This is a genomic window from Lacticaseibacillus baoqingensis (assembly GCF_003946165.1).
Classification (GTDB): domain Bacteria; phylum Bacillota; class Bacilli; order Lactobacillales; family Lactobacillaceae; genus Lacticaseibacillus; species Lacticaseibacillus baoqingensis.
Map to the genome: position 1 here is coordinate 89,896 of NZ_RHOI01000005.1, position 11,740 is coordinate 101,635.

13 protein-coding genes and 1 tRNA gene are annotated in these 11,740 nt (G+C 51.1%); 3 read left to right on the forward strand and 11 right to left on the reverse strand.

Annotation, left to right across the window (positions count from 1 at the left end):
* Positions 1-8 precede the first annotated feature (8 nt).
* From EKM91_RS03165 to yjbM, 4 genes are all read right to left on the reverse strand, one after another.
* Positions 9-830: an undecaprenyl-diphosphate phosphatase gene (locus EKM91_RS03165; protein ID WP_125749672.1), complete on the reverse strand. Its 822-nt coding sequence runs from the start codon at positions 828-830 to the stop codon at positions 9-11.
* A 130-nt stretch (positions 831-960) separates the two neighbouring features.
* Positions 961-1,863, reverse strand: coding sequence for an RluA family pseudouridine synthase (locus EKM91_RS03170; protein WP_125749675.1), 903 nt, complete (start codon positions 1,861-1,863; stop codon positions 961-963).
* A complete protein-coding gene (locus EKM91_RS03175; protein ID WP_125749678.1) occupies positions 1,860-2,657 on the reverse strand; it encodes an NAD kinase in 798 nt (265 codons plus the stop codon). Before EKM91_RS03175 ends, EKM91_RS03170 begins: the two co-directional genes overlap by 4 nt.
* 2 nt (positions 2,658-2,659) lie before the next feature.
* Positions 2,660-3,322, reverse strand: a complete 663-nt coding sequence (yjbM, locus tag EKM91_RS03180; protein WP_125749681.1) for a GTP diphosphokinase — start codon at positions 3,320-3,322, stop codon at positions 2,660-2,662.
* 92 nt (positions 3,323-3,414) lie between these two features.
* Here yjbM and EKM91_RS03185 point away from each other — a divergent pair, with 92 nt between their 5' ends.
* Together EKM91_RS03185 and EKM91_RS03190 are read left to right on the forward strand one after the other, a co-directional pair.
* Positions 3,415-3,966, forward strand: coding sequence for a CYTH domain-containing protein (locus EKM91_RS03185; protein ID WP_125749684.1), 552 nt, complete (start codon positions 3,415-3,417; stop codon positions 3,964-3,966).
* Positions 3,967-4,039: 73 nt separating this feature from the next.
* Positions 4,040-4,639, forward strand: a complete 600-nt coding sequence (locus tag EKM91_RS03190; protein ID WP_125749687.1) for a DsbA family protein — start codon at positions 4,040-4,042, stop codon at positions 4,637-4,639.
* A 100-nt stretch (positions 4,640-4,739) separates the two neighbouring features.
* Here EKM91_RS03190 and EKM91_RS03195 read toward each other — a convergent pair whose 3' ends face one another.
* From EKM91_RS03195 to EKM91_RS03220, 6 genes are all read right to left on the reverse strand, one after another.
* Positions 4,740-5,786: a competence protein CoiA gene (locus tag EKM91_RS03195; protein ID WP_125749690.1), complete on the reverse strand. Its 1,047-nt coding sequence runs from the start codon at positions 5,784-5,786 to the stop codon at positions 4,740-4,742.
* Positions 5,787-6,518: 732 nt separating this feature from the next.
* Positions 6,519-7,862, reverse strand: a complete 1,344-nt coding sequence (locus EKM91_RS03200) for a PFL family protein (RefSeq protein WP_125749693.1) — start codon at positions 7,860-7,862, stop codon at positions 6,519-6,521.
* A 17-nt stretch (positions 7,863-7,879) separates the two neighbouring features.
* Positions 7,880-8,146, reverse strand: a complete 267-nt coding sequence (locus EKM91_RS03205; protein ID WP_125749696.1) for an ACT domain-containing protein — start codon at positions 8,144-8,146, stop codon at positions 7,880-7,882.
* Positions 8,147-8,327: 181 nt separating this feature from the next.
* Entirely contained in the window at positions 8,328-9,023 is a 696-nt protein-coding gene (pnuC, locus tag EKM91_RS03210) for a nicotinamide riboside transporter PnuC (RefSeq protein ID WP_125749771.1), read from the reverse strand.
* A gap of 193 nt (positions 9,024-9,216) precedes the next feature.
* Complete coding sequence (locus tag EKM91_RS03215; protein ID WP_125749698.1) at positions 9,217-9,801, reverse strand: PepSY domain-containing protein; 585 nt, start codon at positions 9,799-9,801, stop codon at positions 9,217-9,219.
* Positions 9,802-9,941: 140 nt separating this feature from the next.
* Positions 9,942-10,025, reverse strand: a tRNA-Leu gene (locus EKM91_RS03220).
* Positions 10,026-10,151: 126 nt separating this feature from the next.
* On the opposite strand from EKM91_RS03220, the gene EKM91_RS03225 reads away from it, so the two are divergent.
* Entirely contained in the window at positions 10,152-10,988 is an 837-nt protein-coding gene (locus tag EKM91_RS03225) for an NAD(P)H-hydrate dehydratase (protein ID WP_125749701.1), read from the forward strand.
* A 58-nt stretch (positions 10,989-11,046) separates the two neighbouring features.
* Here EKM91_RS03225 and EKM91_RS03230 read toward each other — a convergent pair whose 3' ends face one another.
* The gene (locus EKM91_RS03230; protein WP_125749704.1) at positions 11,047-11,739 is read right to left on the reverse strand and encodes a pseudouridine synthase; all 693 of its coding nucleotides are present in this window, start codon (positions 11,737-11,739) and stop codon (positions 11,047-11,049) included.
* Position 11,740: the final 1 nt, after the last annotated feature.

An 11,740-nucleotide genomic window follows, 5' to 3' on the forward strand; every position in this document is an offset into this window, starting at 1 on the left:
AACGCGAGTTATAGGAACAAGACTAATAATACCACGATCCCCAAAGCGATCCGATACCACCCGAATGGCTTGAAATCGTGCGTTTGCACAAATTTCAGCAGCCACTTGATCGAAATCACCGCAACGATGAAAGAAACGATCATCCCGGTGGCCAAAATCGCCCACTGTTCGCCACTGAAGCTGTTGCCATTGAGCATGTACTTGCCGATTTTGAGGATCGAAACCCCGATCATCGTTGGGATCGCTAAGAAAAACGAGAACTCAGTGGCCACATAGCGGCTGGTGCCTAACAAGATGGCCCCTAAGATCGTCGCCCCGCTGCGGCTGGTCCCAGGAATGATGGACAACGCCTGAAACAGGCCGATAAATAATGCCGTTTGAAAACTTAGATCTGCTAATTTAGTGATCTTAGGCGCTTTGTCGCGGAAAGCATTTTCGATCACGATGAATAAGATCCCATAGATGATCAAAGTAGTCGCCACGACTTGAGGGGTATGTAAATGGGCATCCATCCAATCATTCAATGGCAACCCGATCACCACTGACGGTAAAACCGCAACGATCACCTTGAACCACAATACCCAAATCGATTGCCGGGCTTGTTTCGTCTGCTTAAAATTGAAGGGGTTGAGCTTGTTGAAATAAAGCAAGATCACCGCTAAAATTGCCCCGAATTGGATCACATATTCGAACATCGCCATGAAATCAGCGTTTTGGTTGATCTTAACGACTTGGCTGACGAGATCGATATGTCCAGTTGAGCTGATCGGCAAAAACTCCGTCAGCCCTTCTACGATCCCAATGATCACGGCCTTGAAAATGTCTAACATAACTTCCTCCTAGTGTCACGGGGCTGATCCCCCGAGTCTGAAAATCCCAGCATTTTCAGTATACCGATACTCGCCAAGATTACCATCATTCGATGGCCGGATTAAGAAAAAAGAAAAACCGCCGCAGCGGTCAATTCTGGAAAGCTAAACCTAAGGTCGTTGCTAAAGTTTGCATATCAACCGGCAACGGCGCGGTTAAATGGATCATCTCCTGGCGCAGCGGATGCCAAAAATCCAATGCAGCACAATGCAAGGCTTGGCGCTGGATACCTACCAGCGGGCCGCCATACAGATCATCCCCGTATAAAGGATGCGCTAAAGCAGCAAAATGGGCCCGGATCTGGTGGGTCCGCCCGGTATGCAGCGTCACCCATACCCGCGCGGCTTGTGGCGTTTGCGCTTGGACTTGATATTCTGTCACTGAAGGCTTCCCGTTTGCCGTGACCCCGCGATGCATATAAAAATCAGTCGTACGGCCTAATTTGAGAATGATCCAGCCATGCGCTGGCAGCGGTTGGGTGCCAGAAACCAACGCCACATAGTGTTTGACAAAGCGTTCGGTATGCAATTGCGCATCGATCAAGCTGTGAGCCACGCTGTGTTTAGCAAATAAGATTAATCCGCTGGTGTCACGATCCAGGCGGGTCACCACATGAATCGCTGTACTTTCAGCGTTTTGCGCGATCAAATATGCCTTCACGCGATTAGCCATCGTATCTGGACTTTTGGCAACATCTGGGATCGATGCACTGCCCGCCGGTTTATTGACCACTAAATACCACTCATCTTCGTAAACGATATCCAATGGTGCCGAATATGGCAACACTTGATCGGATACGGTATCGGGTGCTAAGACCATGATGACTTGATCCCCAGGATGCAAGAGATAATTGGTGTGCCGTTCACGCTGATTGACCAGCAATTGGCCCCCATGAAACTTCATCCGCTTGATCTGGGCCCGCGAAAGCCCCATTTGGCGCAAAAATGTGCCGACTTTGGCTGGGGCCGCTTGATACGTCCACTGCAGCCTCATTGCTTAGCGCCGATAAACGCGTCTTCAACGCGATCCCAAAAATGCATATGGCGATAACGGGCAAAATGAATGCGCTCATCAGCGATGCGAAAACGGATCGCGGTGACCAATTGCGGGGTGATACTGAATTGATCGATACTCATCAAATAATCTTGAAACGGTTCCGGGCGCAACACGACCCATTCATCCGGCGCCAAGATCAAAGGAGCTGCTAACGTCCGAAAGACCCGGTTATTGATAGATGCGATCTCGGTCACTTGCATGGCATCTAATCGCGGATGGATCACCGCGCCGCCATTTGACTTGCTATAAGCCGTCGATCCGGTGGGCGTTGAGACACACAACCCATCACCACGAAAACTTTCAAAAAAGTTATCTCGAATATACACATCCGTGCGCATCGTGCCAGACAATCGCTTTAGCGTTGCTTCATTCAACGCCAAATAATGTGAACTGGTGCCGTCTTCATAATCCGCTAAAATATCCAGCAGCGGGTAGCTCACACTTTGCCCGGAATCTTTCAATAGGGCTTGGACCAGATCATCGATTTCATAATCTCGCCAATCCGTATAAAAACCCAGATGCCCAGTATGCACTCCAATAAAGCGCACGCGATCCAACTGCTGCGCATAGCGGTGAAAAGCGCCTAAAAGGGTGCCATCACCACCGATAGTGATCACGACATCAGGATTGTGTGTATCCAGCGTAAAGCCATTTTTAGTCAGCTTTTGGGTCAACAACCCGGCCGCCAGCTTAGATTGAGCATTCGAATTCTTAATGATGGCAATGCGCATCGCTAGTCCCTCTTCTTCTCCGTGTCCTTAGGCATGGGCACGTTTTGGCCCTTGCCATAGGAGAACAATTGTTGTGCTTCTTGAATTTCTTCACGGATCTCCGACATTTCCTTGTCCAGCATAAAGCTGGCTTCAGCAGCCCGCTTTAGCCTGGCCTTCAATTCATCTGGAAACTCACCTTGATACTTGTAATTCAAAGAATGCTCGATCGTCGCCCAGAAGTTCATCGACATGGTCCGGATCTGGACTTCTGCCAATAACTTCTTTTCCCCGTGGACCAACTGGACTGGATATTCGATCACCACATGATAGGAACGATAACCCGATGGCTTATTATTGGTAACATAATCGCGTTCCTCAACGACTTTCATATCTGTGCGCTTATGTAGCAAATCGACCACTTGGTAGATATCTTCCACAAACTGGCACATGATCCGCAACCCAGCGATATCTTGCATGTCCTGTTCCAACAAGTCATCAGGGATGTAGCGACGCGCTTGTTTTTCGATGATCGAATCGATCGGCTTCACGCGCCCGGTCACGAACTCGATCGGCGTATGCTCATTAGCTTGCTGGAATTGCTTGCGCATGCCCCGGAATTTGATTTTTAACTCACTGACTGCCTGCTGATACGGCATTAAAAAGCTATCCCAGTCGCGTTGCATCGCCATACCTCCATATTTGTGATTTAACCTCTAATCATTTTACCATACAATAGAAACATACGCCGTTACCCCATGACCAGAAAGGAACCGCTATGTCGATCGCTCGCGAACAAGAATTTAAAGCAATGATCACCGCCACCCAAGCTACGCAACTGCAAGCACATTATCCCTTCGCAGCACCTTTTACCCAAACCAATCGCTATTATGACACGCAGGATCAAAGCCTCCGGCAACTAGGTTGGGGACTGCGGATCCGCCAATTTACCGATCATAGCGAACAAACTTTGAAAATCCCAGCTGGCCCCCATCGCCAGTTGTTAGAATATACCGATCCAATCGCTAACGGGGAATTGGCCGCCGGCGGTACCGTCGCTGCCCAACTGGCGACAGTCAACATTACCTTGAGCAGCCTTTTTTGCTTTGCTGAAGCCACCACCACCCGGCGCTTAGCCAATTTGCCAGCAGGTTTGTTGACCTTGGATCAAACGGCCTATCCTAACGGCAATCAAGATTGGGAAGTTGAGTTAGAATATTCCGATTACGCGCTGGCATTGCCTTTTTGGCAAACCTTGCAACGCCAGTTCGGCTGGCGGAATGCCAAGCCGAAAAATAAAATACAACGCGCCAGCGAAAATGTGAATTAATCACAAGCTAAATAATTGTCTTATCTGCAGATTCTGGTAAAGTTAAGATAACCCAACTAATGGAGGCTAAGCCGTGCTAGAAGTTTTCCTTTTTGTCAACCCCGTCGGGATGCGGTGTCGCGAAGCTGAAACCGCGGTGACCCGGCTGTCTGAAGAAACCGATATCCAAATCGACTTACACTTCGTCTTACTGTTGAATTTCCAAGTCATTGACCAATATATGCAGCGGTTGGGGTTTGACCCCCTTGATTTGGCACTGCGCAATCGCCTTTTTGACGCCGCCTATCAAGTCGCGCTTGATTATCAAGCGGCCCAGTATCAAGGAAATTTAAAAGCCCGCACCTTGCTAATGGCAGAACAAGAGATGTTTACGGATGGCTGTTATGACTACGACCTCGCATTCGCTCAAGCGTGCGTTAAAGGCTACGGGCTCAATTGGGAGACCTTCCAAGCCGACCGTCGCGAAGCTGCCAACGGCTTTATCGCCGACCAAAACATCGCCCAAGAGATGGGCGTCGAACAAACGCCTTGTGCCGTTTTGTTTGATACCACCCAGCCACAAGCTCCTGGGGTGCGCTTAGGCAACCTCGGTAATTATGAACGCTTCAAGAGCGTGTGCGAAAATATCGCCCATACCCCACAGCCCAAAAAAGCCTCGTTACATGTTTTATAATGATTTGGCGGTATTAATCGACCAAGCACATAATACGGCGCATCCGCTCCCATGACACATGGGTCGCGAATGCGCCGTTTTTATCCACGGAATTTGTCTGTCACTGCAATGCTTGCAGCTTTCGAGTCAAGTCAGGATACCAAACTGGCATTGCACACCAACGCCAGCCATCTGCGATCGCAATCAGCAAATGTGCGTCTTGCAACACCGAAAGCCATCGTCTGGCTGCCAGATCGATCAAGATCCCTTGGTCGATCAACGGGGTCAATTCCGGCGCCGCTTGTGCCTGCCAAAATTCAACAAACATTTCCCGGGAAATATCGCGATCGCCAAACGTCAATAAAAACTTGGTGCGTACCTGCCATTCTGGCACTTTCAGCCCTAGCAGCGCCAGCGGACGCTCATGAACGATCCATGGCAAACCGGCAAGGTGATGGCCTTGTTGATAGGCCAGCGCTTGCAGTGCCAACGCTTTAGGCTCTCGATAATGCAGCTGGTTTTGGATCATCCGCGCGGCACTATACTTCGAGCGGCCCACCCCGATCCGTTTTGTACGCAGTGGATCGGCGCCGAAACGACGGACCAAATAGCCTTGTTCCACTAATTGCCACACCTCTAAGAACCGTCTGCCATCGCTAAACCAAAGATGATAACCGTAGCGAGGCGAATATTGCAAGAAGCGCGCTTGCATCATTCCTGGTCGCTTGGAGTAATATCTTGGCCCTAACACCCATACCACCGTTAACCCCAGCTTGTGATACCCGCGGGTACGCGCTGCTAGTCGTTGAGGACTCAACGGGCTGCACTGAAACTCAATCACCATAGTTGTCTCCAAGCGTTGCCAAACGACATCCGCGCGTTGTTTGATCTGCGGATAATACGTCTCCAAAGCCACCTGATACCCAAGCTTCATGCCAAGCTCTGCCAGCCAGCGTTTACCTCGTAAGTGATCATCACTTTCGCCTTCGCTGGCAGCCTGGCATGCTGGCCCAACATGGGCAAAATGGGCTGGCAGGACGGCACCATTTTTGATCCGCACAAGGCGCCGACATGCGGGGCAAACAAACTGATGCTGGCGCAATTTGGCCGCCTGTTCATGCGTAACTAAAGTGACCAATTGCGCACGTTCATCCATCGCAACAAACATAGGCTCACCTCCTACCAAGCAATTTCGCAAACAAGTGCTGCTTATCTCTAATCTCGGAAATCAAGAGTTGAGCGCATTGACCAAATTCACTGTGTAAAAGTTTTGTAAAGGCTTACTTTTTCTATTTACAAATTCGGTAAAACATGGTATCTTGATCAAACGATCATGTGGCTGGGTATGGTGGTGCGCACTCCATAAGTTTTCCCAGACATCAACAGTGGGGCAGCCAGCCGGGGCAACCTGGGCCTCACACACGCTAAGAGATAAATCCCGAAGATGGCCTGGAAAGACTCGGGCACGGGCGAGACACTGGCGTACCACCCTCAAAGCAGGCTCAGACCTGCCAAGAGGCAAAAACGGCCAAGCCCTGAGCGCAAACTTAGGCATCGTATCCCAACAAACCGCGGTCCGGCAACCGCGCCTTGCCCTGCAAGGAATCGCCCGAGACACGTCAGCACACCACTGGACGTGTCTTTGTCGTGAGAGCGTGACTAATCGCGCTTTTAGGGGTGTAGGTAAGGCAGCCTGGGTGCGTCGCGGCACGCGGCGTGACCGGGATGACTTACCTGCACCCCCATTTCCTTGTTGAACGCGTTTAGAGCGTAAACTACCCCGCACCTCTGTTGCGATGATGCGCATTTGAAGAATCGCTCCCCACAAAAAAAACGGTTCTGCCATCTAACTCGTCCAGTTAGATGGCAGAACCGTTTGATGATCGACCAAAGCCTGTGGCTAATTCTTAAAACTGTGGATCGGGGCTGGAATATGGCCCCCGCGATTGACAAACACAGACGCATCCCCGGTATTGACTGCCATGATCGGCGCGGAGCCAAACAAGCCGCCAAACTCGATCGTCTCGCCAACGCCTTTACCGGGAACCGGAATGACTCGTACAGCCGTGGTCTTGTTATTGATCATACCGATCGCCGCTTCATCAGCGATCATGCCAGAGATCGTGGTGGCCGGCGTATCGCCAGGCACGGCGATCATGTCTAACCCAACAGAGCACACGGCTGTCATGGCTTCCAGTTTTTCTAAGGTGATGTGTCCGGCAGCTGCAGCCTTGATCATGTTCGCATCTTCTGAAACCGGAATAAACGCCCCAGATAATCCGCCCACTCGCTCAGCGGCCATGATCCCGCCTTTTTTGACGGCGTCATTCAACAAGGCCAATGCGGCAGTCGTTCCTGGTGTGCCCACATGGCTTAAGCCTAACGTCTCCAAGATTTCTGCCACAGAATCCCCTTTGGCTGGGGTCGGTGCCAAAGACAGATCCACGATGTTAAATGGCACATTGAGGCGTTCAGCGGCGACTTCGCCGACGAATTGGCCCATGCGCGAGACCTTAAATGCAGTTTGTTTGATCGTTTCACAAATAACAGCAAAGCTGGCATCAGGCTGATTGGCGATCGCCCGCTGCACCACGCCAGGACCAGAAACGCCAGTGTTAATTGCGACGTCACCTTCAGAGACACCCCAAAAAGCGCCGGCCATGAACGGATTATCCTCAACAGCGTTACAAAAAACGACCAGCTTCATGGCGAGTTTGGGATCAATGGCCGCGATGTCTTTGACGACTGCACCCATACGTTTGACGGCATCCATGTTCAACCCGCTGCGCGTGGAACCGATATTCACAGACGCACACACCCGATCGGTAGCGGCAAGTGCGGCTGGGATCTGCGCCATCAACGCCAGATCGGCTGGTGTACATCCATTTTGCACAGTTGCTGAAAAACCGCCGATCAAATCGACAGCAACTGCTTTAGCAGCGTCATCCATGGCTTTAGCAAGGGGCAAAAAATCCGGGTGCGGATCTGCACCGGCTAACATGGCAATTGGCGTCACACTGATGCGTTTATTGACAATGGGGATCCCATATTCACTAGAGATCGCATTCGCCACCGGCACCAATTGCTTGGCTTTGGTCGTGATCTTGTCATAGACTTTTGCAGCGGTTTTTTGAGTGTCATCGGTAATGCAATCAAGCAGCGAGATGCCCATCGTAACTGTCCGAATATCCAGATTCTCTTCGGCGATCATCTGGATCGTTTCTTTGATTTGGTTGGTTTCCATACTGTCCCCCTACGCCATTATAATTTGTGCATTGCGTCGAAGATCTCTTGGCGGGCGATCTTGATATCAACGCCGATCTCTTGGCCAAGAGTTTGCAGATCGTGCTTGACCGCACCAAACTCTGCGCCTTCAGGCAATTTAGCCAATAACATCATCGTGAATGCCCCTTGCATGATCGTTTGCGACACATCGAGGATATTCACGTTTAATTCTGCGAGCTTTGTAGTCACTTGGGCAATGATCCCAACTTTATCTGTTCCGATAACCGTCACGATTACTTGCATCAGTTTATCCTGCCTTTTCTAATGATGGTTACATTCTACCATAACCACCGCCATTAGCTCTCATCATTCTATTATTGTTCGGTTTTAGCGCAAAAAAATAGCCCGCTATCTCCCGCCAAAATCCTGCGGTCAATACCGGGCTAACTGATCTCAGGCCGCCATTGCGACCGCTTAGCCAGGATTAATGTTGATTGGCGAGGTAGTTGGCTTTATGGAACCAAGCGACACCTTTATCAAATAACGACACCATATCATTAGCAAAATAGAGCATGTACGTGAAGAACAGCGTCAAATTCGCGTCCCCTTGCATTGCTGTGATCCCCCATAACGTGATCGACACCACACTTTGAACGATCCAGAAATAGTATTGATCAGAAAAACGCAGCGTCGCCAGCAGTGACCCGGTGATCCCAATAGTCCCAGCCAAGGCATCAACGATCGGCCGTGGTGAAATGAATAAATGCGTGTCCATCAAGTAAAGCAGCGCAAAGACCAACACGAAAAATACCGCTGTCCCAAGATACCCCTTAGCGCCGACTTCGCTTAGCTTGCGCACCCGCTTGCCGACATTTTTGGCCCAACTTGGCATCACCAACACAGGGATATCTAACAAGATGATATAGCTGAATTGCAAGACCACATCAGCAAAGTTGCGTGAGCGTGCGGCAACAATGATATAGATCACCGCACTGACCAAACCAAACACGCCATTCAATGGACGCACATTGGTAATGGAAATCGTGCAGGTAAATCCTAACACCCCAGCAACCATCGCCAATACTGTCCATAAGGTCAGCTTATCGACGATCGTCGTACCAATGATCACCCCGATTCCAAACATCAATAACATGTAGCTGGAAAACGTCCAGCCTCGCATTTGGCTCACATACCACCGCGGATCGAAGATACTCGTGATCGCTTTTTCATTATCTAAAGCTGAATTCAAAATGCCACGTCCTTTTCTGAAAAATAACTGCAAGAACGATTATACCCAGACTTGTCGCTGAGGTTCAAGCACAATCTGTAGATCGCCATCAAAAAAAGCCACAACATCTTGTGGCTTTGATCACTCAATCGTCATTTTCAGCACTTAAAATTTCGGCTGAATACGCATCCAGGGTCACCTCATGATTGCCTTGCGTCGTCTGCACCGTGACTTCCCACACGACTTGCCCGTCATCACGATCCAATTGCCAAGCAACGGCGCTGCCGCCGCCAGCTTGCGTGATAGCGATCTTGCTGGCGCGTTGGCGCGTGACCAATCCCGAGCGACTCAACGCCGCTTCTTGATCATCAGCTTCTAAGCTTTCTTGACTATGTTGCAACACTTTGCCGTTTTCAGCATCCAGCGTCAACTTCACTTCATTTTGTGGATCTTGGCCTTCAAGCGTGTAATGATAACGCCCTTGTGCTGGTTCCAATTCCACACTGGTCACATGCGCTTGCGGAAATTGTTGCAGAAAATGCTGCCAGGCTTGATCTAGTGAGACCTTGATCGTTGCCGTTGGTGCTTGCGGCTTGGCTTGACTGCTGGTTGCTGATTGGCTGCTTGCTGATTGGCTGCTTGAAGCAGGCTGGGCTGGCTGCGCTTGGCGACAGCCGGCGAAGCTCAGCACCGCCACGCCAAGTAAAATTATCATCCCCGGTTTCATCATGATCCCCTCCTTTGGTTCATTGTACCAAGTTCCCCCAGTCGCCGTCACGTTGAAAATCAAACCGCTGGCCTTTTCAGCGCCACGATGGGGACAAAAAAATATCCCTTAGCTAAACAGCCAAGAGATCCGTTATTACCTGATGCCGCAAACAGGAGTCGAACCTGCACATGGATAACCATACAGCGACCTGAACACTGCGCGTCTGCCAATTCCGCCATTGCGGCAACAACATAAAATATTATAGCAAGCGCCCACGTAAAAAGCAACGGCATGGGCAAAAAAATCCTTTTGCCTGACTGATTGCGACACCCGCCTATCATCTGCGGTAAAATAAACCTTGAGGTGATCACATGCAGTTAATTTCAGCAACACTCGTTCAACAAGTGATCCAGCCGCGGCCGACCGCTAGTTATAAAGGCAACTACGGCCGCATTTTGATCGTCGGCGGGAATGCCCGCTTTGGCGGGGCTGCGATCCTTTCAGCCAGTGCCGCGGTCTATGCCGGCGGGGGCTTGGTCAGCGTCGCCACTGACGCGGTCAACCGCGATGCGTTACACGCGCGCCTGCCAGAAGCCATGATCATCCCTTATGATGATGCTAATCTTGCTGACTTGCTCCAGTCTATGACCGTCATCGTTATCGGCCCTGGCCTGGGAACCGACGAAACGGCCTTAAAGGTTTTAAATACCGTCTTTGAAGCCGTTGCCCCTGAGCAAACCTTGATCATTGATGGTTCGGCGATCACCTTGGTGGCAACTCATCACATGCGCCTGCCAAAAGCGCGCTTCATCTGGACCCCGCACCAAATGGAATGGCAGCGGCTCAGCGGTATCGCCATTGCGGCGCAAACGCCAGCAGCCAATCAAGCCGCTGCGGCAAAATTGCCGGGTACCGTGATCGTCAAATCCCATCGCAGCGAGATCTTCACGCCAACACGAAGCTATCAAAATCCAGTCGGCAGCCCAGCGATGGCAACCGGCGGGTCTGGAGATACCTTGACCGGGATCATTGCCGCTTTTGTCGGGCAATTTGGGCATCGCGACGCCAGTATTTTGGCGGCGGTTTACACCCACAGCGCGGTGGCTGATCTAATCGCCAGCGATCATTACGTCGCGTTACCCAGCATGGTGATCCAAGCACTGCCTGGTTACATGGCCAAAATGGCCGCCGCTTCAGCAAACGACTAATGGCAGTCAACCTGCACTGCGGACAAAAAAGGAGGGTGACGGTTGTCACCCTCCTTTTTTATTCCGCCAACGCTGCCGCTTCAGTAGGCGCCAATGGTCGATAGGCGCCTAATGGCAGATCAGCTGGCAGGCGCAATGCCCCCATTTGGATCCGCTGCAGCGTGACCACCTCAGTCCCGACCGCATGAAACATGCGCTTGACTTGATGAAATTTGCCTTCGTGAATCGTGATCTCAGCTTTTTGCGCGGCGAGCACCCGCACCGACGCCGGTGCGCTCACAAAATCTTTAAACGCGATCCCCGCTTCCAACTCAGCCACCATCGCCGGAGTCACCGGCGCTTGCAGCGTGGCCACATAAGTCTTAGGGACATGCCGCTTGGGCGCTAACAGCTGATGTCCTAATGCGCCATCTGTAGTCAACAGCAACAAGCCTGTGGTGTCTTTATCCAGCCGGCCGACAGGAAACAACCCTGGGCGGCGATCAGCTGGTGCGATCAAGTCTAACACCGTTTTTGCATGCGCATCGTTAGTGGCGGTGATCACCCCCGCCGGTTTGTTCAGCAAATAAGTTACCGCCAGCTGACCGCTAATCACTTGGCCATTGACGCTGATCTGGTTGGTGGCATCGACTGCCAAGCCGGCATCGCGCACGACTTGGCCATCCACCAAGACTTGCCGCTTGGCGATCAATGCCCGCACGACGCTGCGCGACCCCAGTTGCATGTGACTCAAATATTTATCTAATCGCATT

Excerpts from the sequence above, each read along its gene's own strand:
- EKM91_RS03165 (WP_125749672.1), bottom strand. The coding sequence starts at position 830 with ATGTTAGACATTTTCAAGGCCGTGATCATTGGGATCGTAGAAGGGCTG.
- EKM91_RS03170 (WP_125749675.1), bottom strand. The coding sequence starts at position 1,863 with ATGAGGCTGCAGTGGACGTATCAAGCGGCCCCAGCCAAAGTCGGCACA.
- EKM91_RS03175 (WP_125749678.1), bottom strand. The coding sequence starts at position 2,657 with ATGCGCATTGCCATCATTAAGAATTCGAATGCTCAATCTAAGCTGGCG.
- yjbM (WP_125749681.1), bottom strand. The coding sequence starts at position 3,322 with ATGCAACGCGACTGGGATAGCTTTTTAATGCCGTATCAGCAGGCAGTC.
- EKM91_RS03185 (WP_125749684.1), top strand. The coding sequence starts at position 3,415 with ATGTCGATCGCTCGCGAACAAGAATTTAAAGCAATGATCACCGCCACC.
- EKM91_RS03195 (WP_125749690.1), bottom strand. The coding sequence starts at position 5,786 with ATGTTTGTTGCGATGGATGAACGTGCGCAATTGGTCACTTTAGTTACG.
- EKM91_RS03200 (WP_125749693.1), bottom strand. The coding sequence starts at position 7,862 with ATGGAAACCAACCAAATCAAAGAAACGATCCAGATGATCGCCGAAGAG.
- EKM91_RS03205 (WP_125749696.1), bottom strand. The coding sequence starts at position 8,146 with ATGCAAGTAATCGTGACGGTTATCGGAACAGATAAAGTTGGGATCATT.
- pnuC (WP_125749771.1), bottom strand. The coding sequence starts at position 9,023 with ATGCGAGGCTGGACGTTTTCCAGCTACATGTTATTGATGTTTGGAATC.
- EKM91_RS03215 (WP_125749698.1), bottom strand. The coding sequence starts at position 9,801 with ATGATGAAACCGGGGATGATAATTTTACTTGGCGTGGCGGTGCTGAGC.
- EKM91_RS03225 (WP_125749701.1), top strand. The coding sequence starts at position 10,152 with ATGCAGTTAATTTCAGCAACACTCGTTCAACAAGTGATCCAGCCGCGG.
- EKM91_RS03230 (WP_125749704.1), bottom strand. The coding sequence starts at position 11,739 with ATGCGATTAGATAAATATTTGAGTCACATGCAACTGGGGTCGCGCAGC.